Genomic DNA, 26,115 nt, shown 5'->3' with positions numbered 1-26,115 from the left:
GCAAGGTGCGGTTATTCGGAGGTTGCCGTGACGTCGTCATAGGGGGGCAGGCGGGATTTGCCGGGGAAGTTGGGCAGGGCGCGCATGAGGGCGACGCGCAGATGGGTCCAGAAGGTGCCGAGGCCGGTGATGAAGGCGCCGATGACCAGCATCAGGAGCGGAAGCTGCGTGCCGCCGCCATCCATGCTGAAGAGCCAGTAGATCACGGCGGCGAGATAGCCCATGCCGGCGGTCAGGAACGAGCGGCGGTCGATCACGAGGGCAAGGCAGGTGACCAGGAGGAAGCCGATGATGGTCAGGATCGTGCCGAGGGCGCCGTCGAAATTGTAGACGGTCATCATGACGGTGTTCACGAGCGCGGGTGCGGCCAGCAGGTGCAGCCAGAAGGCCGAGCGGGCGCGGCGGCCGATACGGTGCGGGTCCTGCATGTCGAACCAGAGGCCGGCGATGAAGGCGAGAATGCCGAAGATCAGCGTGCCGATGGCCAGGGACCCGCCCTGGCGCAGGTCGAAGAGGCTCCCGAAACTGCCGGTGATCAGCGTGTCGACGGGGCTGGTCTCGGTGGTGATCGCGTAGATGGTCATGAAGCCGTAGAGGCCGACGAGCAGCATCGAGAACGGCACGCGGAAACGGCGGTAATGCAGCAGGATCGACGCCATGCCGCCGAGGCCCAGCAGGATGGCCGCGAGCGCGCCGGAGGTGAGGCCGATCATGTCGAGGACATAGCCGATCAGCCCGCCCGCGCCGGTGGCATAGGTACAGACCAGCACGATGGAGGGCAGGCTCATCCGGCGTTTCAGCGTGAAGTAATGCGCGGCGAACCAGCCGACGGCCATGAGGGCCGCCATTACGAACACCACGCCGCCTGCGGCGAAGGCGAAGGTCACCGCGCCCGAGGTCAGCAGGATCAGGCCGAGCGAGATGAAGATCTCGGCAAAGCCCGAAAAGAGCTCGAACGGTTCGTCCTCGTTCGCGCGGCGGGCGATGCGGCCCGCGCGTTCGTGCGACAGGGCGCTGAGGCGCGCGGCCTGGGCCTCGTCGATGATGCCGGCGGCTGTGGCGGCGCGCAGGTCGTCCTGGGTCAGGGTCATGGAAAGTCCTCTGGTCGTCTTCGCGCCAGCACTAATGGACCGTTTGGACGAAAGAAAGACCGCATTCCGCCCTGCTCTGACTGACGAACGATGCTCGCCAAGCGCTCGCTAGGCGCTGATGGACTCCACGGTCAGGTTGCCGTTGGTGTAGACGCAGATGTCCGAGGCGATGGCCATGGCATCCCGCGCGATCTGTTCGGCGGACCTGTCGCTGTCGATCATGCCGCGCGCGGCGGCCAAAGCATAGTTTCCGCCCGAGCCGATGGCGGCGACGTCATGTTCGGGTTCCAGCACGTCACCCGCGCCGGTGATCACGTAAAGCTGCGCGCCGTCGGTGACGATCAGCATCGCCTCGAGCTTTTGCAGGTACTTGTCGGTGCGCCAATCCTTGGCCAGTTCGACGGAGGCGCGTTGCAGCTGGCCGGGGGTCGCTTCCAGCTTCGACTCCAGCCGTTCCAGCAGGGTGAAGGCATCGGCGGTGGAGCCGGCGAAACCGGCGACCACGTCATAGCCGCCGGGGCTGATGCGGCGGACCTTGCGGGCGGTGCCCTTGATCACGGTATCACCAAGGCTGACCTGCCCGTCGCCCGCGACGACGACCTGCCCGCCCTTGCGGACGCCGATGATGGTTGTGCCGTGCCAGCCGGGGAAATCGCTCATGTCGGGGCTCCTTTGATCTTTGGACCTATATGGAAGGCGTAAGGGGGCATGGCAACCCGGGTGGGTTATTGGAGCCGCGCATCGACGGGCCGCGGTGCGGCGAACAGACGGGTGTTCGGGGCACTTTATGGTGACCAAATCCGCTGAACAGTTTAGCGGAGCGCCATGCCCAGCCAAATCGCCGTGCCGTGGGGGCGGCCCGGCGATGCGCGGCGGCGCAGCATTGCTGCGCCTTGATTCCGCGCGGGGTGCTCAAATGAAAAGGGCCGCCCAGCAGGCGACCCTTTTCTAAGCTATTCGTCTGCTCTTCAGATCGACTCTTCGATCCAGCCTTGCAGCGCGGCCTTGGGGGCGGCGCCGGTCTTGGTCGACACGACCTCGCCGTTCTTGAAGATGAAGAGTGCGGGAATACCGCGCACGCCCAGTTGCGAGGGCGAGTTGGGGTTCTCGTCCACGTTCACCTTGGCGATCTTGACCTTGCCGTCCATCTCGGAGGACAGCTCTTCCAGCGCCGGGCCGATCTGCTTGCAGGGGCCGCACCATTCGGCCCAGAAATCCACCACGACGGGAATGTCGGAGTTCTTCACTTCGCTATCGAACGTATCGTCGGTTACGGCAACGGTGGCCATTTTGCGTCTCTCCTTGAGCTCGGGTTCGACAGAGAACCTATGAACACCCGTAGGGAGCGTCAAGCTATATGGGTGTCAGCCAGCGCCTGCGTCACAAGATCGTGTGGCAGGGGCATGAGTGTGGCGGTGCGGGTCCAGAGCAGCGCGGTCTCGATGGCGCGGTCGGGATAAATCTGTTGCAGGGCATGGGCATAGGCGCCCATCTGCCGCAAGAGGCCCGAGGGTACATCGGCCGGCGTGGCAGGGACGACGGCGTTGGTCTTGAAATCGACGGCAAGGATTTTCTCAGGCGTCACGATCAGGCGGTCGATCGTGCCGTGAATCCTCCGGCCACCCAGCGCATCGATATGGGCGGAAACCGGGACCTCGGCCAGCGCCTCGGGGGTAAAGAGCATGTGCAGGTTTTCCTGCGTCAGGACGGCTTGGGCCTCGGCCAGCAGGAGGGTCAGATCCTGCCCCTGCGCGGCGTCGGGACCGTGGGCCAGGACGGAGGCGGCCCTGTCGGCCCAGTCGTCTGGGGCAAGTTGCGGCAGAACTTCCAGCAGGCGGTGCACCTGGCGGCCGCGGCGCTTGGCGGCGTCCTCGTCCAGCCCCGCCTCGCCCGGCAGCGCCTTGTCGCCGCCAAGGTCGGTCGAGGGGGCAAGGGTTTCGGGCGCGGCCGGCGCGGGCCTGGCGGGGTCGGCGAAAAAGGCGGGAAGCGTGACGGTTTCGGCCTTGGCCTTTTGGGCGGATTCAGGCTCTAGCCCGGCCCAGTTTCCGCCCTGCAAGCGCAGCCCCTGCCCCGCGTCGAAGACGTGCTCGACAGCGTTCGACCGCAGCATCCCGCCGCGCACCTTGCTGTACCAGTCGCGTCCTTCGCGATCGAGATCGCCCGCGGCGGCCACGATCAGCCATTGCTCGGCCCGGGTCATGGCGACATAAAGAAGCCGGTCCCGTTCGGCCCATTGCGCGTCCCGCTCGGCCGCGTCCAGGGGCTGAAGTGCCGTGGGCAGATCGTCCTTGCGGGGTCGCCACAGCGCGGTGTCGCCCGCCGCGATCAGCCTGGCGTCGACCCGCAGGTCGCGCCTGGCGCTGTCGGGCAGGATGACGATGGGCGACTCGAGCCCCTTGGCGGCATGGGCGGTCATTACGCGGATCCGGTCGCCCGCGCCGTCCAGCTGGCGCTTGATCTCCAAATCGTCGGTTTCCATCCAGACCAGAAAGCCCGTCAGGCTGTCGACCGCGTTCTGCTCGTAGGCCATGGCCTGGGACAAGAGCGCGTCGATGCCGTCTTCGGCCTCGGACCCCAGCCGCGCCAGCAGCCGCGCGCGGCCATCGTGGCGCGTGAGAATACGCTCGATCATGTCATAGGGGCGCAGGTAATCGGCGGCGTCGCGCAAATCGTCGAGAATGGCGAAGGTTTCGGGAAACTCCGCCGCGCGGTCGCGCAGCGCCTGCCAGAGATAGCGTTGCTGGCGGTAATGCGCGAGATCGAAGATCTGCCCCTCGCTCCAGCCGAAAAGCGGCGAGCGCAGGGCGGTGGCGAGCGACAGGCTGTCCTCGGGCGTGGCGAGGAAGGACAGGAGCGCGGCGATGTCCCGCACCGCGAGTTCCGCGCCGACGCGCAGGCGGTCGGCCCCGGCGACGTTCAGCCCCTGGGATTTGCAGGCGCGGATGATCTCGTGAAAGAGATCCGAGCGGCGCTGCACGAGGATGAGGATGTCGCCCTCGGTGATCGCGCGCGCCGATGTACCGTCCTTCGACGGCAGGGGCGTACCCAGCATATCCTTGATGTTCCGGGCAGTCTGTGCGGCCAGGCGCGTTGCCGGATCACCGGGCGTCTTGATATCGACGGGGTCGTACCACTCGGGCGGGTCTTCGGCCTCTTCCTTTTCGACCGGCGGCCACAGATCGACGCGGCCCGGCATGCCGGCGTGGAACGCCTTGTGCGGTTCGCGCTGGGTAAAGCCGCTGGCCTCCAGTCCGCGAAAGGTTTCGTCCACCAGCGACAGGATGGTCTGCGCCGAGCGGAAGGAAAACTCCATCTCCATGTCCTGCAAGGGCGCGTCGGTGACGTCCAGCTTGGCGCGGAAATCTTCCTTCATGCGGTCGAACCCTTCGGGATCTGCGCCCTGGAAGGAATAGATCGACTGTTTCTTGTCGCCGACGACGAAGATCGTCCGCTCCCGGTCGGCGCGGGCGCCGCTGCCGCTGGTGAATTCCTGCGACAGGCGCTCGATCAGGGTCCATTGTACCGGGCTGGTGTCCTGCGCCTCGTCGACAAGGATGTGGTCGATGCCGCCGTCGAGCTTGAACAGCACCCAGTCGGCGACCTTGGGATCGTCCAGCAGGTCGCGGCTGCGCAGGATGAGGTCGTCGAAATCCAGCATCCCGCGCGCTTCCTTGGCGGCGGCATAGGCCGGCAGGAAAACGGCGGCGAAGCGATGCAGGACACGCGTCATGGCCCGGGCATCGAGGGCGAGGCGGGTCTCGCGCGCCGCCTCGACGCGGGCCATGAAGGCGTTGAGTTTCTCTGTCAGATCGGGGTTGCTTTCGCGCAGGGCCTTGGTCGGGAAAGAGCCTATCTTGGCGGAAAACGGCGATTTTGCACTGCTGCCGGTGAGGAAGACATCCTCGAGGATCGGCAGCGCCTGTAGCGATGGTATGTCGGCCATGGTCAGCTTGACCGCTGCGGTGGCCTCCGTCTTGCTGCCTGCGGTCAGCAAGGGAAGCAGGGTGGCCATCAGGTCCGCCTCGCCGCCCAGAAAGACGGACGCGACCAGCGTCTGCGCGGTGTCATCCGGTTTCAGCCCGAACAGGGCGGAAAGCTGTGCATCGTCGACAGGCCGCGACAGCAGGTCCCGCTTGCCGACGATTTCTCGCGTCAGGCTCTCGAAATCCTCGCCGGTATATTGTTCGGCCACATCGTAGAGCAGCTGCGCGTCGGGGCCGTTGGCGATTGTCTCGACCACCTCGGCCCGCAGCAGGGCGGCGGCGCGGTCCTCCATCTCGCTGAATTGCGGGCTGACGCCGGCCTCGAGCGGGAAACGGCGCAAAAGGGCCGAACAGAACGAGTGGATGGTCTGGATCTTGAGCCCGCCGGGCGTCTCGATGGCGACGGCGAAGAGGCGGCGCGCCTCGCGCAGGCGCTCTGGCGTGATCGCGCCCTCGATGCCGAGGCCCGTCAGCTGCGCTTCCAGCTTGGCGTCCGGCAGCATCGCCCACTCGCCCAGCCGGTCGAACAGGCGGTTCTGCATCTCGGATGCGGCGGCCTTGGTGTAGGTCAGGCACAGGATGTTCTGCGGGTCTGTTCCAGCCAAAAGCAGTCGCGCGACCCGGTCGGTCAGCACCTTGGTCTTGCCCGATCCGGCATTGGCCGACAGCCAGGTCGAGCGGCCGGGCCGCGCGGCGTCGATCTGGCGCTGGGTGGCGTCGTCTACCATCTGCCCACCTTTTCGGGGTTCGCCGTGTCGGTGATGTCCCACTCGCCGAAGCGGGCGAGCTGGTCATAGTCGCCCTGCATGTCCCGCGTTTTCATCGCGCGGCGCGACAGGTAGCCCTGGTTCGCATCCATGTAACGGCTGATGAGGTCCTTCAACTCCGCCCAGACCCGATCGGGCGGGGCGTCTTCGAGAGGCGCCGGCACTTCCTTGGGGTCGCCGGTCAGCCCGATGAACACGGCGCGTTCCACCGGGCCGGGCGCCAGCTCGCCGAACCCGGCGCGTTCGGCCAGGGCGGCCTCCAGCAGAAGCTGCTTTTCGAAGGCCTTTTGCGACTTGGCCGAGGGCGGCGCGCCGGTCTTGTAATCGTAGATATGCAGGCGACCGCCGGCGTCCCTGTCGATCCGGTCGGCCTTGGCCGTCAGCGTGAAATCCAGCGGATCGAGCCGTGCCGAGGCCTTTTGCTCGAACGCGGTGGGTCGGGCCAGGGCGCGGCGCTGCGTCTCGGTGTCGACGAACCATGCGGCGATGCGGGCCATGCGCGCAAGCCAGAGCGCACGCGCCTCGCCCCAGGGCACGGTTTCGGCCAGAACAGAGACTGTTTGATCGGTCAGAAAGTCGGGTGTCAGCCGCTCGGGATCGTCCATCGTGGCCTTGATGACATGCTCCAGCACGTCATGCAGAACCTCGCCGCGCAGGCGGGCATCGGGCGCGCGCATCAGCGGGTCGAGGGGGCGCAGGCGCAGGATCTTGTCGGCATAGATCGCGTAGGGATCTCGGATCAGCTTTTCGATCCGGGTGACGGACAGCTCCCTGGGGCGCGTCTCGACCGGCGGGATCGGCGCGGGACGGGGGGCCGACGGGGCGGGATCGACGGCTTCGAACGCCTCGGCGCGCGCGATGGCGGTCAGGCCGCGGGCCCTCATGCCCTCCAGCGCGGCCTGGCCGCCTTCGGCTGGCAGGCCCTTCAGGAGATTGGTCAGACGATTGAGCCAGCGCGAGGGGACCGTCTGTGCGTCGTCTGACCGGATGGCGCGGGTGATCCACACGTCTTTGGTGGCGGTCACGGCCTGCTGGAAATCATGCGCCGCCAGGCCGATGCGCCGCTCGGGCAGCAGGAGCCCGGCTTCGTGCCGCATGGCGCGGTTCAGCCAGGGGTCGCGCGGCGGCGTCTCGGGCCAGGTGCCTTCGTTCAGCCCGGCGAGGATCAGAAGGTCGGCGCCTTGCACGCGCGCCTCGAGCGTGCCCCAGATCAGCACGCGGGGGTCGGTTTCCAGCTGGTGCCGCACGGTGCCGCGCGACAGCACCGCGTGAAACAGGTTGATATAGTCGATGGCGCGCATCGCCTGCCCGTACTCGGCGTTTTCGGCCAGTTCAGAGACGCATTTCCACGCTTCGCGACCGGCATCCTCATCCCAGAGGCGCAGCGGCGCGTCCGGCTCCGGCCCGCGCGAGATGGCCGCGGCGAGGGTCATATGCGCTTCGACACGCGCCCCCAAGGCGAGGCTTTCGGGCTTGGCTTTCCCGAAGAAGTTGGCACGCAGCCAGGCCAGCCAGGTGGCGAGATAGGGATCGTCGATCTTGTCGGCCCAGGCGTCGAGCGTTTGCGGGGTCGGAACGGGCGGGCCATTGCGGCGCAGGTAAAGCTCCAGCTCTCGCGTGAGGCGCAGATGCGGGCCGCGCTGTCCCGCGCCGTGTGTCAGCGGGTGCTTCAGCAGCGTCAGCAGTTGCACGGCGTCGAGCGGTGCGTTCAGGCATTCGGCCACGTGGCGCAGAAAGCGGCCGGGCGCCGAATGGTGCAGCGGCATGCCCGCGCTGTCGTCGGGCGTGATGCCCCAGCGATCGAGCGCCGAGGCGACGCGGCGCGTGAGCGTCCGGTCGGGTGTGATCAGGGCGGCGGTCTGGCCGTCTTCGACCGCTTCGCGCAGGCGCATGGCGATGCAAAGCGCCTCGATCCGGGCCGAGGGCGCCTCCAGCAGTGTCATGCCGTCGGTGGCCGGGGCGATGTCGGCGGCAAGCGCGGGGCCGTGCGAGAGCCATTCGTCCGTCACCGGCGCGGGGCGCAGCGCGAGAGAGACCAGGCGGTTGCGTTGGGGCGAAACAGGCTCTGACCCCGGCCAGTGCCGGATGATGGATGGCGGGCTGTCCAGATCGGCCAGAAGCTGGGCAAAGCGGTATTGCGGATGGTCTTCGCTGCGGTCCGGCATTTCCTGCAGCCGGGTCCAGACGTGCTCTGGCTGATCGGCGTCGAAACCGGGCAGAACCACCGCGCCTTGCGGCAAAGTCGCGACCGTCTTCATCAACAGGCGCGTGGCCCCTCGCGAGCCGGTCGAGCCGGCAAGGATGATGGGGTGGTCGGGCGGCCGGGATTGCCACATCCGGGCATAGGATTCGATCACCCGCCTTTGGCGCGTCTCTACATCGGGCGCATCTTCGTCGGTCTCGAAATAGGGACTGATTATGCCCAGAAAGGTCTTGATGCGCTCCCAGTGGCCCGACTGGTCGCCGGTGTCGATGCGCGTGATGTGGTCCGGTGTAACCCCCTCGCCATGCATTTCGTCCATCAGCTTGGCCAGGCTGTCGGACAGGTCGTAAAGCGCGGCGCGGGGCGCAAGATCGGGCTCCTTGTCAAGCAGCGCCGCGACCACCCTGGTCAGTTCCAGCCGCCGGCGAAGGGGCGGGATGGGGTCGGGGATATGGGCCAGGCCCAGCGTTTCCCCGAAATCGGTGACCAGGCTGATCCGGGGCAGCAGGCGCGCCGGCCCCGCATCGAACAGCGCGCGGATGCGGCGGCCCATGCGGCGGGTGTTGACGATGAGATGAACGCGGGCCAACGCCTCGGGCGGCTGGCCGGCATAGGCGCGGCACAGCCCATCGACCAGCGCCCTGGGAAAGTCGGCGCCGAGCGGGACCCCGAAGACGCGCGGCGTGTCCAGCGGCTCAAACATCGGTGCCTCGAAGCATGGCTTCGGCGAGGGCGATCCCCTCGGGGGTGCCAACGTCGCACCATCGGCCCGGATAGGTCACGGCGTGCAGGCGACCGGCGTCGAGCATCCGGTTCCACAGGATGTTGAGCGAAAAGGCGGGGTCGGGAATATCGGCAAGCCCGTCGGTTTTCAGGATCTGAACGCCGGAATAGATGGCCCCGGCACCACGGGCGGCGCGGCCATCGGGGCCAATGACGAAATCGCCCGCGCCGGCGTGGCCGATGGCGTTTTCCGGCGGCACGCAAAGCAGGAGCGCGTCCATCTGGCCGGGATCCCACGCCGCGGCAAGCTGTGCCAGCGGGTTGGGCCCGGACCAGACGGCATCCGTGTTCATGGTGAACACCGGACCATCGCCGAGGATCGGCAGCGCCTTGCGCAGACCGCCGCCGGTTTCCAGGATATCGGGCTGTTCCTCGGATATCGTGATGTCGCGCCCCGCCAGATGCGCGGCAATCCGGGCCGACAGATAATGCGTGTTGACCACGACGCGCCGTGGCCCCTGCGCCGCGACAAGGTCGAGCGCGTGGTCAATGAGCGGCTTGCCCGCCACCTCGATCAGCGGCTTGGGCCGGGTCGCCGTCAGCGGGCCCATCCGCGTGCCGAACCCGGCGGCAAAGAGCATCACTGCATCTGGGGTGTCGCGCATTTCGATTTCAGCTTTTCCATGAGGGCGGCGTCGGGCGGGGGCAGCGCGCGGTCCAGCAGCGCCTTGAGCGGGGCGAGGGCCGGATGCGCGAGATCGCGTTGCAGCAGGCCCCAGACGCGGGGGATCAGGTCGACGTAATGCGCTTTGCCGTCGCGGATGCAGAGCCGCGCGAAGACGCCCAGAATCCGCAGGTTGCGCTGGGCGCCGAGCACGGCATAGGCGGTGGCGAAGGCCTCCGGGTCCCGGGCGGTCTGAAGGGCGTATCGGTCGCGCATGCGGACCTCCAGCGCGGGCGGAACATCGCGGCGCGCATCCTGCAGCAGCGAGACGAGGTCATAGGCCCGGTGGCCCAGCATCGCGTCCTGGAAATCCAGCAGCCCGACGCGGGCAACCCCCTTGCGATCGGGCAGCCACAGAAGGTTCTGCGCGTGATAGTCGCGCTGGATGAGGACATCGCAGTCGGCGGCATGTTCGCCCAGAAGGTCCTGCAAACAGGTCTCGAACCCGGGCTGTTCCGGGCTATCGGTCGTGTCCGTCGCGCCGGGCACGTACCAGTCGAACACCAGCGCCGAGAGCGCGGTGGCAGTAGCCGGATCATAGGGGGCCAGCCCGTCGGGCGCCGGCTGGGCATGAAGATGCACAAGGACGTCGATTGCGGTGGAATAGAGCCTGTCCTCGAGGTCCGGATTGCGCGGGACGATGCTGGCGAACAGCGCATCTCCGAGGTCTTCGAGCAGCAGGAACCCGGCGTCGTCGTCGCGGTGCAGGATGCGCGGCGCACTGAGGCCGACGGACGTCAGGTAGGTGGCTATCTTCACGAACGGGCGGACATCCTCGCCCTTTTCCGGCGGCGCGTCCATCAGCACGGCGCGCTGGGCATTGGAGGGCCGGATCAGGCGCAGGTAGCGCCGGTTCGAGGCGTCCCCGGCAAGGTGAGACACCACCGCGTCGCCCCAGCCGGCGTTTTTGACAAAGGCCTCGATCTGCGCGTTGCGATCAGTCATTCGACAGCTCCCCTACCCTGTCATCCCATCGCGGATCGGACCATGTGAAGTCAAGCACGCGCCGGTCGGGATCGGCGTGCGGCGTGAAGGTGAGGGACAGGGCATTGGCCGGGGCCAGATCGGCAAGGCGGTCGGGCCATTCCACCAGCGCCACCGAGGTCTCGAAGGCCTCGAGGAGGCCCAGCTCGATCACCTCGTCAGGGTTGGTGAGGCGGTAGAGATCGGTGTGCCAGATCTCGAAACCGGGGGTCTCGTAGGTCTGGACCAGGGTGAAGGTGGGCGAGGGCACATCCTCGGGGGCGGCCAGCAGCGATTGGATCAGGTTGCGCGCAAAATGGGTCTTTCCCGCCCCGACCGGCCCGGTGAGCAGCACCGTGTCGCCGACGCGCAAAACCGCACCGACCCGTCGGGCGAGCGTGGCGGTGGCCTCGGGATCGGCCAGGGTGATTTGCAGCGTTCGCGCGGGCATGGCCCGACACTACACCGCAGCGTGCCGCCTGCAACACAAAGGCGGCGTCAGGCCTGTGCTTTCGCGTGTGATCGCGACGTGCCGTGCTGTGCCAGAAGCGTGATGATCGCAGAATTTCCCGGCAGATGGCCGACCCGGCATATCAGCGTGCTGCCGCCCGGTTGCGGCAGTGTCTCTTCCAGCGCGGCGCGGTTCAGAACCGCCTGCTCCACCCGGCCCCAGACCCCGTCGCGCGGCAGGAACTCGCCGCAGACGGTCACCACCTCGCGCAGGGTCATGTCGGCGAAGGAGGCATCGGGATCAATGTCCAGCAACTGCCGGCAGGGCCGGTTGCACAATGACACGATATTGTCCGGCCCGAAGACGATCTTGGCCTCGTCGCTGGCGTCGAGCACGGCCTCGCACAGGGAAATCTGGCTGCGGAAGTGGCGGGCGAGCGAGACGTTGTCGGTGATATCCTCGAACAGGAACGCGATGGCCCCGTCCGGGTGCGGGCGCCCGGTGACGCGGTAGGTCATGCCGTTCGGCAGGTTCCAGTCCTCGAGATAGAGCCCGCCGGCGGCGCTGCTGATCATGGTCTCGATCTGGTTCCGCCAGGACGCGTAATTCTTCGGTTCCGGCAGAACGCGGTTGTCGCGCAGGCTGTCGAAAAACTGGATCAGCGAGGGCTGCGAGGACAGGATCGGCGCGGGCAGTCCGGTGAGGTCAAGGAGCGCGGGGTTGAACAGCGCCAGGTTGCGGTGCCGGTCGAACACCGCAAGCCCGGTGGTGAGGTTGGCGAAGATCTTGGTCAGGGTCTGGATGAACTCGCGGCGCAGCGCCTCGGCATTGGCGACCTGCGTGACGTCGGTTGCGAACACGGCGCGAACGTCGCCGGCGCGGATATGGACCACCTCGCAGACCCTGTCTTCGGCCGTGGCCGGGCCGGGCATCCGCAGGCGCGTGGGCGTGTCCTTTGCGGTTGCCGTGTCGATCAAATGCTGTGCCTGCGCGGGGTCGTAGCTGGCGAAGACCGCGTTCTGCCAGAGCATCCGGCCGGCGGGATCAAGGATGCGCACGGCGCAGGGGGCCTTATCGAACACCGTCTGGTAGCGCGTGATCGTGGCGCCGAGCCGCCGGGTGCTGTGCCGGTCCAGGGGCCCGGCCCGCGCCGGATCCGTCACCTGGACCCGGCCGCCATCGTTGAGGCGCGACAACGACAGCGTTGCCATGTCATCGACATCGGTCGCGGGCAGATCGCGCAACTCGCCATCGTCGAGGTCATCGAGCGATCGGGGCAGCGGCCCGAACCGGCAGCCCAGCCAGCTGCGCAGGCTGGACCAAGTGCCGATATCGCCGGAGGCAACGCCCGGCATCGTTTCGGCCGGGGTATCCTGGTCGACGAGGATGTCGTCCTGGAACACGAAGGTCGCGCGGTGCCCGGAGCCGGACGCCTTGCCCCTTGAATCTGGGGTATTCGACGCCCAGGATCGGCCAAGCGCCCACAGCACGAGCAGCGAAACGGCGGCCGAGGCCATGAGCGTGGCGGCAAGAAAGAGAGGCGAAAAGCCATCCATGCAAGGCGTCCTGTCCAGAGACGCGGCTACCTTGCCCTTTCAAGGTTAATGGGCCGTTAACGGTCGCGATGTCAGCCCTGGATCAGCTGGTTGTCCCCCAGCGATTGCCGCCCGCGCTGGTCGTCGGTTTCAAGGCTGCCTCGCGGCCAGGAGACCTCGACGAATGCGCCGGTGCGCTCGGCATATGCCTCCTTCTTGCGCAGGTCGTCGCTGCCGTTGGCAAAGGTCAGGTCGGCGCCGGACCGTTCCAGCAGGGTCTTGGCAATGAAAAGGCCCAGACCCATGCCTTCGTATTCGGGACGCTGGGGATCGGGACGCGGTGCGCGGCGGCGAATGAACGGCTCGCCGATCCGGCCCAGGAAATGCTGCGGATAGCCGCGCCCGTCATCCATGATCCGGACGGTGATGGTCCGGTCGGTCCATTCGCTGTCGATCCAGACCCTGTTCCGGCTGAAATCGACCGCGTTCTGGATAAGGTTGCGCAGCCCGTGGATGACCTCGGGACGGCGCAGGACGGTGGGTTGCGCGCCCTCGTGGGCGATGTCGGCGACGATCTCGAACCGGATGTCCTTGCCGCGATTGAGATGCGGCTCGGCGGCTTCTTCGAGTAGGGCCGACAGGGGCGCGCGGCGCAGGTGCAGGTCGTCCTTGCCCGCCCGCCCCATGGACCGCAGGATATCGCGGCAGCGGTCGGCCTGTTCGCGGATCAGCAGGGCATCGTCGCGCAACTCCGGGTGGTCGTCCAGCTCCTCGGCCAGTTCCGCGCTGGTCAGTTTGATCGTCGCCAGGGGCGTGCCCAGCTCGTGCGCCGCCGCGGCCACCACCCCGCCCAGGTCCGTCAGTTTCTGTTCGCGGGCCAGCGCCATCTGCGTGGCCTGCAACGCTTCGGACATGGCGTACATTTCCGAGACGATCCGGCGGGAATAGACACCAAGGAACACCACCGCGATCAGGATCGCGACCCAGTTTCCGAACAGGAAAAGATCGGGGATGAACAGCCGTTCGCCGGTCTGCGTGGTCAGCGGCATGTAGAACCGCGTCAGCAGCGACGTGATCAGGATCGCGGCACCGCCCAGGAAGATCGTCGATCCGGCGGTCAGCGCCGAGGCCGACACCGTGACCGGGCCCACGATCAGGATCGAGAACGGGTTGTGCAGACCCCCCGTCAGGTACAGCAGCACGCTGAGTTGCAGCATGTCGAACAGGACAACCAGCAGCGTCTGGCGCTGGCTGAGGCGCTTGTTCTCCGGAAAGATGAAATACGCCGTGACATTCGAGATGATCGACAGGCCGACGAAGAAATAGCACATGCCGAAGGCGAGGCTGAGACCAAGCACGTATTGCGCCACCAGAAGTGCCGACAACTGGCCGGTCACCGCCCACCAGCGCAGCATGATCAGCGTGCGCAGGGGGATCGACTGTCGGCCCGAGCCGAAATCCTGTGGCGGCGCGTGGGTGTGTGCCATGCGTGATCTTGTCTCTCTTTCCTTCGGCGAAGGGTGACTTTAGATGTGCCACAGGCAAGTGGATATTCCTAGCGTGAGGGCAGGCGTCATGACACGAGTTTACGCAATTCTGGCAGGTGTGGCCGTGATCGTGCTGCTGGGCGTGACCTATTTCGTCACCCAGCGCGGCGGAAACGGGGACGATCAGTTCGCGCAATGCCGGGGCGGTGCGGTGGCCGGCGGCGCCGGTGCCATCGGCGGGCCGTTCACCCTGGTCAGCGAAACCGGCGAGACGGTGACCGAGGAGGACGTGATCGACAAGCCGTCGCTGATCTACTTCGGCTATACCTTCTGCCCCGATGTCTGCCCCATCGACAATGCGCGCAACGTGGCCGCCGTCGATATCCTGGAAGAGCGCGGCGAGGACGTGAAGCCGGTGTTCATCACCGTCGACCCCGAGCGCGACACGGTCGAGGTGATGCGCGAGTTCACCGATGCCTTCCACCCCGACCTGCTGGGCCTGACCGGCAGCGAGGAACAGGTGAAGGCGGCGACCACCGCCTATCGCGCCTTCTCGGCCAAGCAGGACAGCGACGATCCCGACTATTACCTCGTGGATCACTCGACCTTCACCTATCTCACCCTGCCCGACCACGGTTTTGTCGAGTTTTTCCGGCGGGATGACACCGCCGAGCAGATGGCCGACCGTGTCCAGTGCTACTTAGATGCCAGTTGACCCTGCGATAGTTTGACGCATCATGGGGGCGGCGCTACACCTTAAGGCGCGAGCGGGAGGAGACTTGCATGACAGCCGGACAGACCGAGATCGGAGCCGACAGGACGTTGCTTCTTGTCGATGACGACGAACCCTTTCTGCGGCGCCTTGCCAAGGCGATGGAAAAGCGGGGGTTCGAGGTGGAAATGGCCGGCTCGGTGGCGGCAGGACAAGCCATCGCCACGGCGCGGCCGCCGGCCTATGCGGTGTGCGATTTGCGGCTGGAGGATGGCAATGGCCTCGACGTGGTCGAAACCATCCGCGAAAAGCGGCCCGACAGCCGGGTCGTGGTGCTGACGGGCTATGGCGCGATTGCAACCGCCGTTGCGGCGGTGAAGATCGGCGCGACCGATTACCTGTCGAAACCCGCTGACGCGACCGACATCACCAACGCCCTTCTGGCCAAGGATGACGAGATGCCGCCGCCGCCCGACAACCCGATGAGTGCCGACCGCGTGCGGTGGGAGCATATCCAGCGGGTTTACGAGTTGTGCGACCGGAACGTCAGCGAAACCGCGCGGCGGCTGAACATGCATCGCCGGACCTTGCAGCGCATCCTGGCCAAACGCTCACCGCGATAAGTCGTAGCGTTTACACACGCGGTCGACGGTGGTGCCGTCGGCCAGCACGGTGTCGGGCAGGCGCCTGTAATCCTCGAACCCCTTGCTTTGGTAATAGGTCAGGCCGCTGTCGTTGTCGGCGCGGATCGTGGCGTTGATCCACGCGTACCCGATGCGCCTGGCACGCCGCTTGGTCGCCTCGAAGAGTTGCGAGCCAATGCCTAGCCCGGTCTGGCCCAGACGGACGAAAGTGGCGATGTCGGCAGCCTCGGGCGGCAGGTCGGGATGCGGGCCGATATGCTGGAACCCAAGCACCCTGGCGGAGTCTTCCTCGGCCAGGATCCACGAGTTTTGGCCAGGATAGAGCCGCATTTCCTCTTGGATCTCTTCCGGCGTGATGGGATTGGTCCGTGACGTGGTTCCGCCTTTGGCGACGATCTCGTTCAACAGCTCGGCCATCTGGCGGGCATCGAGCGGATTGGCCTGCCGGACGTGGATCATCCGGTCAGGCGCATCAGCTCGGCGTGGCGGGCGGTATAGTCGGCGCGGGCCTCCATCGGCGGGCGCAGCACGATGTGCAGGCCGTCGATGATGTCTGCCGGGGGCGTGCCGAAGAAACGAGTCGCTTCGGCCTCGGAAAAGCCGGCGATGGTGGTTGCCTCCATCCAGGCGCTGATCTTGTCGGCCTTCTTGATCATCTTCTTGACCGGCGCCGGGATCGCGGCGGGCAGGCCAAAGCGCAGATGCACCGCTGCCGCCAGCCGCTTGTCGAGCTCGTCATAGGCCGGGCCGACCGCGTTCTTCACCGGCGAGATCATGTCGCCGATCACGTATTCCGGCGCGTCGTGCAAGAGCGCGGCCAGCTGCCATTTCGGCTCGGGGCGCGGAATCAGGCGTGAATAGAGCCTTTCCACAAGCAGGGAATGCTCGGCCACCGAATAGGCGAAATCGCCGTCGGTCTGCCCGTTCCACCGCGCCACGAAGGCAAGGCCATGGGCGATATCCTCGATCTCGATATCGACCGGCGTCGGGTCCAGCAGGTCGAGCCGGCGACCGGACAGCATCTTTTGCCAGGCACGGGGAGGTGGCACGGCGGACTCCGTTACAAGGACGTTTTTTCATGGTTTAGGCCCGGGCCAGCCGAATTGCAAAGCCTCGCTGGCGGGGCCATTGCCACACAAATGCCACATTTGCGCCGCACGTTGACCGCATCGCATCACTGCTGCCAACGATGCCGGGCTTTTGAGGCAATAAGAACAATCGAGCACCGCCCCGCATCGACGTGACCGCGACAAAAAGCGAGGCGTGCCGGGTCTGCTGCGGCCTGCCTTTGATAAACCTGTGAAAGGAGCTTGAGATGATCAGGCAACTGACAGCGGTCTGGGCAGCATCGGGCGCAATCGTCATCGGCGCACCGGCCATCGCCGCGCAATGTGCGGACCGCGAAACGGTGGTAGAACGGCTTGCCGCCCATTACGACGAACAGCCCACCGCCGCCGGACTGCAGACCGACGACGACACGCAGGCGCTGGTCGAGATATGGTCGTCGCAGAACACCGGAACGTTCACCGTGATGATGACAATGCCCGACGGCATGACCTGTATCGTGGCATCGGGCACCGACTGGCACCAGAAAGAGCCCGGCGCGCCGGTCCTCGGATCGGCAAGCTAGATCAGGTTTTCGTCGAATTGGCGTCAACCGGGGCGCGATCCGCGCGACTGTGGATTGCCCATGTGCGGGTCGGGTGCTATCTGCCTTGCAACATTGGAATGCAAGGATCGTCGAGATGGCAAAAGACTACGTGGTCAAGGATATCAGCCTTGCCGCTTTCGGGCGCAAGGAACTGGACATCGCGGAAACCGAGATGCCGGGCCTGATGGCCCTGCGCGAGGAATACGGAGCAGACAAACCGCTGAAGGGCGCGCGCATCGTCGGCAGCCTGCACATGACGATCCAGACCGCCGTTCTGATCGAGACGCTGGTGGAACTGGGCGCCGATGTGCGCTGGGCGTCGTGCAACATCTTTTCCACGCAGGACCACGCCGCGGCGGCGATTGCCGAGGGCGGCACGCCGGTCTTCGCGATCAAGGGCCAGACGCTGGCAGAGCACTGGGATTACCTGGACAAGTCGTTCCTGTTCGAGGACGGGCCGAACATGATCCTCGACGATGGCGGCGACGCCACGCTTTACGTGCTGCTGGGCGCGCGGGCCGAGGCGGGCGAGGATGTGATCCCGACGCCGACCTCGGAAGAGGAAGAGGTCATCAAGGCCCAGATCAAGAAACGGATGGAGGCTTCCCCCGGCTGGTTCACCAAGATCCGCGACCAGATCAAGGGCGTCAGCGAGGAAACCACCACCGGGGTCAACCGCCTCTATCAACTGGTGCGTGACGGGCAGCTGCCCTTCCCCGCGATCAACGTGAATGACAGCGTCACCAAGTCGAAATTCGACAACAAGTACGGCTGCAAGGAATCGCTCGTCGACGGGATCCGCCGCGCCACCGACACGATGATGGCCGGCAAGGTCGCCGTCGTGATGGGCTATGGCGACGTGGGCAAGGGCTCTGCCGCCTCGCTGAAAGGCGCCGGTGCGCGGGTGATCGTCACCGAAGTCGACCCGATCTGCGCGTTGCAGGCGGCGATGGACGGCTTCCAGGTGACCACGCTGGAGGATGTGGTGAAGACCGCCGACATCTTCGTGACCACCACCGGCAACAAGGACGTGATCCGCATCGAGCACATGCGCGAGATGAAGGACATGGCGATCGTCGGCAATATCGGCCACTTCGACAACGAGATCCAGGTCGCCAGCCTGAAGAACCACAAGTGGACCAACATCAAGGAACAGGTGGACATGATCGAGATGCCCTCGGGCAACCGCATCATCCTGCTGTCCGAGGGCCGCCTGCTGAACCTCGGCAATGCCACCGGCCACCCGTCCTTCGTGATGTCGGCCAGCTTTACCAACCAGGTTCTGGCGCAGATCGAACTGTGGAAGAACGGCGGCGAGTACGAGAACAAGGTCTACATCCTGCCCAAGCACCTGGATGAAAAGGTCGCCCGCCTGCACCTGGACCGGATCGGCGTGAAGCTGACCCAACTGGCGAAAGAGCAGGCCGATTATATCGGCGTCTCGCCCGAAGGTCCCTATAAGCCGGAACATTACCGCTACTGAAAACGAAAGGGGTTTCGCGGAAACCCCGAATTTTCAGGGACCTACCCGCCTTATTCGGCGGAAAAATGCCGCCCCGCACCCCGCCGGGCGGCATTTTCGATTCCGCCGGGAACTATCTTTGTCCGGGCGATGTTGAGGCGACATAACGCAAAGGAGGAAGATCCAATGTATAAGACCCTGACAACTTCTGTTGCCGCCATTGCCCTGATGACCGGCGCAGCCATTGCCCAATCCGATACGGATGCCGAAGGCACGCTCACCACCGAGCAATCGGCTGAAGCGGAAACCCAGGACACGTCGGAGCAGCTGGAACAGAGCGCCGAGAACACCGGCGAAGCTGTCGAAGACGCTGCCGAAGATTCGGCACAGGCCGTTGAAAACACGGCAGAAGATGCGGCCGAAGGTGCCGAGGACATGGCCGAAGGCGCAGCCGACGAGACCGAGGAAGCAGCCGATGACGTTGCAGAATCGACCGACGAAGCCGCTGACGACATGACCGACAGCGATGTTGCCACGGACACCGAAGCCGATGTCGAGACGTCGGACGAAAACATGGCAGCGGACACCGAAACCAACGCTGAAACCGAGTCGTCCGACAACATGGCGGCCGACACCGAAGCCGACACCGAGACGGGTGCCGACGACGGCAACGCGGTCACCAGCACCGAAGGTGGCATGGACAGCAGCTTTAGCGGCATGCTGGTCGGCGACATCCTTGGCCAGAACGTGACCACCCAAGCCGGTGAAGACGTCGGCGAGATCGACTACATCGTGCGCCAGGGTGAAAGCCTTGCTGCCGTGATCGGCATCGGTGGCTTCCTTGGCCTGGGCGAATACACCGTCGCCATCCCGCTTGAAGAGTTCTCGATGGCCCCCGAAGGCGAAGGCATGATGCTGAGCTCGTGGACCGAAGAAGAGCTGAAGGCACAGCCTGAGTTCGACGAGACCGGCGTGGAAGGTCTGGAAGACGACGTGCCGCTCGACACCGCGATGTAAATCGTACCCCTGCATCGGTACGCAGGCGCTGGGCGCTCTCCTTCGGAGGGCGCCCTTTGCGCGTCCGCATCGGGGGCTGCGCCGGGTCGTTCCGGGGAATGTCGGCGAGAATTCCCTTTGTCGGGTGTTCGTCTGTGGCTATCCTGCCCGTGGCTTTTGCGCCGGAACTGAAAACACGCCCCGGTGGGACGCCGGGACAGGTGGGAGAAGACTTTATGGGACGCCGTGACGAATTGATCGCAAGATATGCTGACGATTTGAAAACGAAATGCGGGATGACCCCGGACATGGACCTGTTGACCAAGGTCACGATCGGCTGCGGGCCGGCGATTTACAACGCTGATGCCGCGACCGTGGCAGCCGGCCAGGACCACGAGCTTGAGACCATCAAGGACAATTTCCTGATCAAGAAGCTGGGTCTGTCCGATGGGCCGCAACTGATGGATGCGATCAACCAGTGCATCGAGACCTACGGCAAGTCCGAGCGCAACAAGTACCGCGCGGTGATCTATTACATGCTGACCAAGCATTTCGGCAAGGAATCGGCCTACGGCTGAGACCGGCCGAGAGTATCAGGCGCCCGCCCCTTCGGCGGGCGTTTTCGCGTGTGATGCCTCAGCGCGACACGTCGGGATCCCGCCCGCCCCGTTTGGGAACGGATCTCACCACGATCCGCGTGGCCGGGCCGCGTGTGCCGTCCGGCGCGACAAGCACCGCGTTGAACACTGCGTCGATCCTCTGCTGCTCGGATGGCTGTCCGTCATACCACGCGTTGCCGAGGGTCAGCGTGTCGGCGGCCGTGTCGTCGGGCATGACCGGACCTTTCGGAAACACGAAATCGTGGAACCGGCCCTCGACCAGCGTCACCTCGGCCCCGATCTGGCCCATCGTGAAGGGCGCCCCGGGCGGCAGCGCCAGTTCGACACTGATATAGCCCATTCCCCCGCAGAGCGACGACTCGCCCGGCGCCCCGCGCGCCAGCGACGCGTTGCGGATCACGGGTTTTGTCCGGGCGACGTACCGGGCGATCTCGTCCGGCGCTGCCGTGCCCGGGCGCGGCTCGTATGGGACGTAATAAACCGCCGGCGGTTCACAGGCGACACCCGCAAGCGGCAGCAGGGCACCAACCACGAAGGCCAGAAGGGCGCGACATTTCATGAGACGTACTCCGACAGAAGGACGGAGCGCATCTTAGCACGCCCCTGCAAAATGGGTCGTGGTTTCACGCCTGCCGGTTCAGATTTCGGGACACGCATGCAGCCGGCGCGCGTCAATAACCTGACAAAGCCGATGGCGGTGTTCCGCCGGGGCCTCGCTCGTCATCGCGCTTCTCACGGGCCTGCATACTATCGCGATCTTCGCCTCCAAACTGCGCAAAGCATTCTTAGACGTGAAAGACCATCAGTCACAGAGGCGGGGATGAGAGTAGGCCACTCAAGCTCTGCGGCATTCTCGACCGCCTACCGCAAGCAGTTCGGTCGCGCGCCAAGCCAGGAAATTCAGAAAAAATGTGATTTCGATAAAGTCCAACATGATCGCGAAAAAGCGAACCTGCCTGAAAGTTGGTACTTCCCTCAGGAAACGAGACAGTGACCCGTAAGGGTCTCGGTATCCTGTGGGACCAACCAATGAGAACTTTCGCCTTTCGATCTATTGGCTTGAATCAGTGGGACGGTACGTGCGTCGTCAAAGGATGAGACACGCTTGTCGCGTCGTTTGAATGACCCTAATTCGCTGGCGAGTCCAAGTTGTTGGAGAGATCTCTATTAGTAACTGGTCCTTGCAACACTGGATCAGGCCTCCCAGTAATACGCGAAATAACCCTTGTCCGCATCAAGCCCGAGCGTGTGTCGAAACCTTGCTTTCGCATCTCGGACAAGGGATTTTTCGGCGGCAACCCAGACGTAACGGTCGGGTCCCGGGGGCAAGGGCGCTTGCGACAGATGATCCCACAGCCTCTCCTGCCGCTGTCGGACGCACCAGGTCAGGGCGATCCCGTCGGGACGCGGCAGGTCGCAGATGTCGGCGTCCGTGCCCACCTCGAGAATGGCGTGACCTCGCCGGTCGGGTCCTGACGTCTCGAGGATACGTCGGATCGCCGGAAGGGCCGTCTCGTCTCCGGCGATCAGAAGATGTCGCGCGCTCGGAAATCCACCGCTGCCGGGGCCGCTGATGCCGACGATATCGCCGGGACGCGCCGTCCGGGCCCAACGTGTCGCACGCCCGCCCTCATGTTCGAACACGTCGAACGTGAAGCGCCCCCTGTCCGGATCGAGCGCCACAAAGGTGTAGGCCGCGCGATGCAAACGATCCTCGCCGTCGGGCATCACTGTACGTCCATTGGCGTCGAGGCGCGGCCAGACGGGCGCGCGTCCTTCGGAGGGCAGAAGAAGGGCGAAATGCATTCCTCTTTCCTTCGACAGGCGCAAGGTGTCGGCGCAGTCGAGCGTGACCCGCAGGAAATTCGGCCCGACGCGCCGGACACCTTGAACCGTGGCGGTGCAGAAGTTGAGCGGCGCGCGGTTGCGCTGGATATCGCCTGCCCAGGTCGCGCCTTGGGTCAGGCCGGGTGCGACGTGATCCAGAATGTGATGCAGGTAATCGCGAATGTTCTGCAATGCCGTCGCGTCCGCGGCCTCGATACGCACCTGCAGGCCTGCGCGGTCAACCTCGAGCGACACGGATGCCAGAGGTGGTCTCACCAGCAGGCCGGCCTCGGTCTCTTCCACGGGAAGGTCGGCCTCGCGGGCATGGGCCGAGACGTGCGGAATGATATCGTCCGGCAAGGTGCCCCGGAACAGCGCGTTCGCGTGCAGGGTATTACTCATGATGCGACCTCTCGACGTTCCGGTGCGGGGCTGGCCCGATGGCGGCCCACAGGAAGCATCATCGGCTGGCCGGAGGTGGGATCGGGCATGACCCGGCAGGCCACACCGAAAACCTCCTGCACCATGCGTTCCGTCAGAACGGTGTCCGGCGTGCCCGCCGCGTGCACAGTGCCACCGCGCATTGCGATCAGGTGGTCGGCATAGCGTGCGGCAAGGTTGAGATCGTGCAGGACCATGACAATGGTCGTGCCGCGGGCCTGGTTCAGATCGACCAGAAGGTCGAGGATTTCGACCTGGTGCGCGATATCCAGAAAGGTCGTCGGTTCGTCGAGCAGGAGGATATCCGTCTGCTGCGCCAGAGCCATGGCGATCCAGACCCGCTGGCGTTGTCCTCCGGACAACTGGTCGATCTCCCGCTCGGCAATGTCGGTGGTCCGCGTCGCCTCCAGCGCGGCGGCGATCGCCTTGTCATCGGCACCTGTCCAGCGCGACAAGATACCCTGATGCGGATGGCGGCCGTGACTGACGAGGTCCGCCACGGTGATGCCGTCCGGGGCGATGGGCGATTGTGGCAAGAGGCCCATCCGGCGGGCCAGCTCGCGTGTCGGGATATCGCGCACCGAGCGGCCATCGAGCACGACCTGCCCGGCGCTTGGCCGCAACAGCCGCGCGAGACACCGCAGAAGCGTGGACTTGCCGCAGGCGTTGGCCCCGACAATCGCGGATATGGCCCCCGGAGGCACGGTGACGTCGAGGCCGGTGAGGATCTTTCGCGTGCCGTATCCGGCCTCCAGTGCTGCGACGTGCAGTGTGCTCATGAGCCGCCTCCGCTGCGGTGGGATCTGATGATCAGATAGATGAGGTATGGCGCGCCAAGGGCCCCGGTGATGACGCCCACGGGATAGCGCCCCGATAACAGGTGCTGACCTGCGTAATCGCCCAGCAGGACAAGCAAGGCACCCACAAGGGCGGAGGCCAGCAAGGGCGTCCGGCCAGTGCCGGCAATTCGCACGGCAACCGGCCCCGAAAGGAAGGCGACAAAGGCTATCGGCCCCGACACCGCCGTCGCCACCGCGATCAGCCCGACGGCGGCCATGACCAAAACCAGCTTTTCGAAACGCAGCGGAACACCCAGCGCGGCGGCGGCGTCATCGCCAAGGCGCATCACCTCCAGATTGCCGCGCCGGACCAGAAGCGTGCCTCCCAGCACGACCAGCGACAGAAGGACGGGCAGCGCTTCGGACAAGGTCGCGCCGTTCACGCTCCCGGTCAGCCAGCGCAAGGCGTCCTGCAGCGACCACGCCGGGGCGCGCGACAGGACATAGGCGATCATGCTGTCGAGCATGGCAGAGATCCCGATGCCGATCAGGATCAGTCGTGCGCCCGACACTCCGTCACGCCAGGCCAGCAGGTAGATCAGCAGGGCCACCATCATCCCGGCAACGACCGCGGCGACCGAGACGGCCAGCCCGCTCCAGCCCAGGACGACGATGGCGAACACGGCCGCCGCGCTGGCGCCGGCGCTGATGCCTATGATGTCCGGGCTGGCCAGTGGATTGCGCAGCAGTGTCTGGAAGATCACCCCGCCAAGTCCGAAGCTCATGCCGGCAAGGATCGACAGCATCGTGCGGGGCAGGCGCAGTTCCAGGATGCTGAAACTTGCGCCGGGCACGTCGTGCCCGGACAGCACGAGCAGAAGGTCCGATGGCGGGGTCATGGTCGGGCCGGTGACCAGCGTCAGCCCGACGCCCGCGACGAGGATGCCCATCATGAGGGCAACAAGCTGCAAGCGTGCCCTTCGCCGCGACAGGCGCAGCGCCGCGATCCACGCGGTCGCGTCCCTATGCGCAAGATCGCTCACAGGTCGCGAACCCGCCGTTTGCGCACGATCCAGATGAAGACCGGCGCACCGATGAAGGCCGTGACGATGCCCACATCCATCTCGGAGGGGCGGGCCACGATGCGTCCGATGACGTCCGCGCCGATCAGAAGGATCGCACCCGTCAGGGCTGCGAACGGCAGGAGCCAGCGGTGATCCACGCCCACAAGCAGCCGGCATATGTGCGGCACGACCAGCCCGACAAAACCGATCGGACCGCAGATCGCGGTGGTCGCCCCGCAAAGCAGCACAGCCCCCAGCGCCGCGCTTGCCCGCGCCATGACCACATTCGCGCCCAGTCCGGCCGCCGCGTCGTCGCCCAGGGCGAGCAGGTTCAGGCTGCGGGCGGACAGCAGGCACAGGATCAGGCCGGCCAGCAGGACGGGCAGGCAGGGCAGGATGGCATCGAAACTGGCGCCGCCGATCCCGCCGACCTGCCAGGACCGTACACCCCCGGCGATATCGTTGCGCGGCAGGATGATCGCGATCGTGAAAGAGGATGTCGCGATGGCCGTCGCCGCACCGGCCAAAGCCAGCTTCAGCGGTGTCGCACCGCCTCGCCCGAGCGACCCGATGGCGTAGACGAAACAGGCGGCCAATCCGGCCCCCAGGATCGCGGTCCAGAGAAACGCGTCGAGCGTCTGCATCCCGAACCACGCGATGCCGATCACCACGGCCATCGCCGCACCCGCATTGACGCCCAGTATGCCGGGATCGGCCAGCGGGTTGCGGGTCACACCTTGCATGACGGCTCCGGCCAGCCCAAGCGCGGCCCCGGCGAGGACCGCGAGTATCGTGCGGGGCACTCGAACGGCCACGACCGCCTGCGCAATCGTTTCGGTGGAGCCTGTGACGCCTGCCAGGATATCGCCCCATCCAACCGCGCGCGTGCCCAGGCTGACCGACACCAGGCAGGCCAGGCCAAGCACCGCCAGAACGACGATCAGCCACGCGAGCCGGTTGCTCCGGGTGCGTCGCAAGGCTGCAAAGGTCGCCTCTGTGGGGACTGCGTCGGTCATTCCGCCTTGCGCGCCGCGTCTGCCAGCCGTGCGACGTAATCCTCCAGCACGAAGGGAATCGACAGGGGCGTGGGGTTGGCGGCCGTGCCCACCGGATCGTTGCCCAACAGCACGACCGACCCGGTCTTGATCGTCTTCATCCGCGAGGTCAGCGGGTTTTCCGAGACCCGCTCCATCAGGGTTTCGCCGCCGTAGGTGACAACGATATCGACGTCATCGAACATGTCGATCTTCTCGGCGCTTATCTCTCCCGCATAGCGCCCCGGTTCGGTGGCGTCCAAGACCGCCTGCGGTGAGGTCAGACCGAGGTCTTCGAGGAAGCGGACACGCGGATCGTTCGCGGAATAGAAGCGGATCACGCTCAGGTCCCGGACATCGAGATGCGTGACGAACATCGCGCTCTTCCCGGCGATTTCGGGGTGGCGTGCGGACACTTCGGCGATGCGCGCCTCGAGATCGGCGACGAGTGCGTCTCCTTCGGTCGCCAGGCCAAGTCCGGCGGCATTCAGGCGGATCATCTCACGCCAGCCGGTCGACCAGGGTCCGTCCGTGTAGGCGACGGTCGGGGCAATCCTGCTCAGGATTTCGTACTCGGATTGCGACAGGCCGGAATAGGCTGCAAGGATGATGTCGGGATGGGTGGCGGCCACCGCCTCGAAGTCGATACCGTCCCCTTCGTCGAACAACACAGGCGTTTGGGCGCCCAGCTCCGCCAGTCGTTCGGCGACCCAGGGCAGAACCCCGTCACCGTCATCGTCCCCGAAATTCGCCCGGGCGAACCCGACCGGAACGATCCCCAATGCCAGGGGCACTTCGTGATTGGCCCAGGCGACGGTTACAACACGCTCGGGCCGCGACGGCACGGTCGTCGTGCCGAAGGCATGGTCGATCGTGACCGGAAACTCCTGCGCGGCCGCGGGCGGCACCAGGGCTGCGGCAAGCCAAAGGGCAAGCACCATGACACTGATTTTCATAC

General features: G+C 65.7%; 25 protein-coding genes. 7 read left to right on the top strand and 18 right to left on the bottom strand.

Annotated elements, in window-relative coordinates; translation table 11 throughout:
• Positions 1 to 11: 11 nt before the first annotated feature.
• From ACQY4V_RS17120 to regB, 10 genes are all read right to left on the bottom strand, one after another.
• Entirely contained in the window at positions 12 to 1,091 is a 1,080-nt protein-coding gene (locus ACQY4V_RS17120; protein ID WP_428513738.1) for a hypothetical protein, read from the bottom strand.
• Between the two features lie 108 nt (positions 1,092 to 1,199).
• A complete protein-coding gene (gene hslV, locus ACQY4V_RS17115) occupies positions 1,200 to 1,751 on the bottom strand; it encodes an ATP-dependent protease subunit HslV (RefSeq protein WP_428513736.1) in 552 nt (183 codons plus the stop codon).
• Between the two features lie 308 nt (positions 1,752 to 2,059).
• Complete coding sequence (trxA, locus tag ACQY4V_RS17110) at positions 2,060 to 2,380, bottom strand: thioredoxin (protein WP_057795333.1); 321 nt, start codon at positions 2,378 to 2,380, stop codon at positions 2,060 to 2,062.
• Between the two features lie 59 nt (positions 2,381 to 2,439).
• Positions 2,440 to 5,802 (bottom strand): double-strand break repair helicase AddA, encoded by a 3,363-nt coding sequence (gene addA, locus ACQY4V_RS17105; protein ID WP_428513734.1) that lies wholly within the window; start codon positions 5,800 to 5,802, stop codon positions 2,440 to 2,442.
• A complete protein-coding gene (gene addB, locus ACQY4V_RS17100; RefSeq protein ID WP_428513732.1) occupies positions 5,796 to 8,747 on the bottom strand; it encodes a double-strand break repair protein AddB in 2,952 nt (983 codons plus the stop codon). The genes addA and addB overlap by 7 nt, the downstream gene beginning before the upstream one ends.
• Positions 8,740 to 9,432, bottom strand: coding sequence for a nucleotidyltransferase family protein (locus tag ACQY4V_RS17095; protein WP_428513730.1), 693 nt, complete (start codon positions 9,430 to 9,432; stop codon positions 8,740 to 8,742). The genes addB and ACQY4V_RS17095 overlap by 8 nt, the downstream gene beginning before the upstream one ends.
• On the bottom strand, positions 9,408 to 10,436 hold the full coding sequence (locus ACQY4V_RS17090; protein ID WP_428513728.1) for an aminoglycoside phosphotransferase family protein: 1,029 nt from the start codon (positions 10,434 to 10,436) through the stop codon (positions 9,408 to 9,410). Before ACQY4V_RS17090 ends, ACQY4V_RS17095 begins: the two co-directional genes overlap by 25 nt.
• Positions 10,429 to 10,905 (bottom strand): tRNA (adenosine(37)-N6)-threonylcarbamoyltransferase complex ATPase subunit type 1 TsaE, encoded by a 477-nt coding sequence (gene tsaE / locus ACQY4V_RS17085; protein WP_428513726.1) that lies wholly within the window; start codon positions 10,903 to 10,905, stop codon positions 10,429 to 10,431. The genes ACQY4V_RS17090 and tsaE overlap by 8 nt, the downstream gene beginning before the upstream one ends.
• Positions 10,906 to 10,952: 47 nt before the next feature.
• A complete protein-coding gene (locus ACQY4V_RS17080; RefSeq protein WP_428513724.1) occupies positions 10,953 to 12,461 on the bottom strand; it encodes a PAS-domain containing protein in 1,509 nt (502 codons plus the stop codon).
• A 71-nt stretch (positions 12,462 to 12,532) separates the two neighbouring features.
• Positions 12,533 to 13,927, bottom strand: a complete 1,395-nt coding sequence (gene regB / locus ACQY4V_RS17075) for a sensor histidine kinase RegB (protein WP_428513722.1) — start codon at positions 13,925 to 13,927, stop codon at positions 12,533 to 12,535.
• Between the two features lie 88 nt (positions 13,928 to 14,015).
• Here regB and ACQY4V_RS17070 point away from each other — a divergent pair, with 88 nt between their 5' ends.
• Positions 14,016 to 14,642: an SCO family protein gene (locus ACQY4V_RS17070; RefSeq protein WP_428513720.1), complete on the top strand. Its 627-nt coding sequence runs from the start codon at positions 14,016 to 14,018 to the stop codon at positions 14,640 to 14,642.
• Positions 14,643 to 14,710: 68 nt separating this feature from the next.
• Entirely contained in the window at positions 14,711 to 15,262 is a 552-nt protein-coding gene (locus ACQY4V_RS17065; protein WP_152494227.1) for an ActR/PrrA/RegA family redox response regulator transcription factor, read from the top strand.
• Here ACQY4V_RS17065 and ACQY4V_RS17060 read toward each other — a convergent pair.
• Positions 15,251 to 15,742 (bottom strand): N-acetyltransferase family protein, encoded by a 492-nt coding sequence (locus ACQY4V_RS17060; RefSeq protein ID WP_428513717.1) that lies wholly within the window; start codon positions 15,740 to 15,742, stop codon positions 15,251 to 15,253. The genes ACQY4V_RS17065 and ACQY4V_RS17060 overlap by 12 nt on opposite strands.
• Positions 15,739 to 16,305 carry an HD domain-containing protein gene (locus ACQY4V_RS17055; RefSeq protein WP_428517285.1) on the bottom strand — a complete coding sequence of 189 codons (567 nt, stop codon included), beginning with the start codon at positions 16,303 to 16,305 and terminating at the stop codon, positions 15,739 to 15,741. The genes ACQY4V_RS17060 and ACQY4V_RS17055 overlap by 4 nt, the downstream gene beginning before the upstream one ends.
• Before the next feature lie 293 nt (positions 16,306 to 16,598).
• On the opposite strand from ACQY4V_RS17055, the gene ACQY4V_RS17050 reads away from it, so the two are divergent.
• The 4 genes from ACQY4V_RS17050 (at position 16,599) to ACQY4V_RS17035 (ending at position 19,970) form a co-directional block, all read left to right on the top strand.
• Positions 16,599 to 16,913, top strand: coding sequence for a hypothetical protein (locus tag ACQY4V_RS17050; protein ID WP_428513715.1), 315 nt, complete (start codon positions 16,599 to 16,601; stop codon positions 16,911 to 16,913).
• 115 nt (positions 16,914 to 17,028) lie between these two features.
• Positions 17,029 to 18,417 carry an adenosylhomocysteinase gene (ahcY, locus tag ACQY4V_RS17045; protein WP_428513713.1) on the top strand — a complete coding sequence of 463 codons (1,389 nt, stop codon included), beginning with the start codon at positions 17,029 to 17,031 and terminating at the stop codon, positions 18,415 to 18,417.
• A 165-nt stretch (positions 18,418 to 18,582) separates the two neighbouring features.
• Entirely contained in the window at positions 18,583 to 19,413 is an 831-nt protein-coding gene (locus tag ACQY4V_RS17040; RefSeq protein ID WP_428513711.1) for a hypothetical protein, read from the top strand.
• 215 nt (positions 19,414 to 19,628) lie between these two features.
• Positions 19,629 to 19,970 carry a DUF2853 family protein gene (locus tag ACQY4V_RS17035; RefSeq protein ID WP_152494222.1) on the top strand — a complete coding sequence of 114 codons (342 nt, stop codon included), beginning with the start codon at positions 19,629 to 19,631 and terminating at the stop codon, positions 19,968 to 19,970.
• A 58-nt stretch (positions 19,971 to 20,028) separates the two neighbouring features.
• Here the strand turns inward: ACQY4V_RS17035 and ACQY4V_RS17030 are convergent, their stop codons facing one another.
• Positions 20,029 to 20,571 (bottom strand): hypothetical protein, encoded by a 543-nt coding sequence (locus ACQY4V_RS17030; protein WP_428513709.1) that lies wholly within the window; start codon positions 20,569 to 20,571, stop codon positions 20,029 to 20,031.
• 51 nt (positions 20,572 to 20,622) lie between these two features.
• On the opposite strand from ACQY4V_RS17030, the gene ACQY4V_RS17025 reads away from it, so the two are divergent.
• Positions 20,623 to 21,006, top strand: coding sequence for a helix-turn-helix domain-containing protein (locus ACQY4V_RS17025; RefSeq protein ID WP_428513707.1), 384 nt, complete (start codon positions 20,623 to 20,625; stop codon positions 21,004 to 21,006).
• Positions 21,007 to 21,206: 200 nt separating this feature from the next.
• Here the strand turns inward: ACQY4V_RS17025 and ACQY4V_RS17020 are convergent, their stop codons facing one another.
• The 5 genes from ACQY4V_RS17020 to ACQY4V_RS17000 form a co-directional block, all read right to left on the bottom strand.
• Positions 21,207 to 22,241, bottom strand: coding sequence for an SIP domain-containing protein (locus ACQY4V_RS17020; protein WP_428513705.1), 1,035 nt, complete (start codon positions 22,239 to 22,241; stop codon positions 21,207 to 21,209).
• Positions 22,238 to 23,059, bottom strand: coding sequence for an ABC transporter ATP-binding protein (locus tag ACQY4V_RS17015; protein ID WP_428513703.1), 822 nt, complete (start codon positions 23,057 to 23,059; stop codon positions 22,238 to 22,240). Before ACQY4V_RS17015 ends, ACQY4V_RS17020 begins: the two co-directional genes overlap by 4 nt.
• A complete protein-coding gene (locus tag ACQY4V_RS17010) occupies positions 23,056 to 24,012 on the bottom strand; it encodes a FecCD family ABC transporter permease (protein WP_428517283.1) in 957 nt (318 codons plus the stop codon). Before ACQY4V_RS17010 ends, ACQY4V_RS17015 begins: the two co-directional genes overlap by 4 nt.
• Positions 24,013 to 24,098: 86 nt before the next feature.
• On the bottom strand, positions 24,099 to 25,139 hold the full coding sequence (locus tag ACQY4V_RS17005) for a FecCD family ABC transporter permease (RefSeq protein WP_428513701.1): 1,041 nt from the start codon (positions 25,137 to 25,139) through the stop codon (positions 24,099 to 24,101).
• Positions 25,136 to 26,098, bottom strand: coding sequence for an iron-siderophore ABC transporter substrate-binding protein (locus ACQY4V_RS17000; RefSeq protein ID WP_428513699.1), 963 nt, complete (start codon positions 26,096 to 26,098; stop codon positions 25,136 to 25,138). Before ACQY4V_RS17000 ends, ACQY4V_RS17005 begins: the two co-directional genes overlap by 4 nt.
• Between the last annotated feature and the right edge of the window lie 17 nt (positions 26,099 to 26,115).

Origin of the sequence: Roseovarius sp., assembly GCF_965277045.1 — a bacterium.
GTDB lineage: Bacteria > Pseudomonadota > Alphaproteobacteria > Rhodobacterales > Rhodobacteraceae > Roseovarius.
This window is presented reverse-complemented; position numbering and strand designations above follow the sequence as displayed.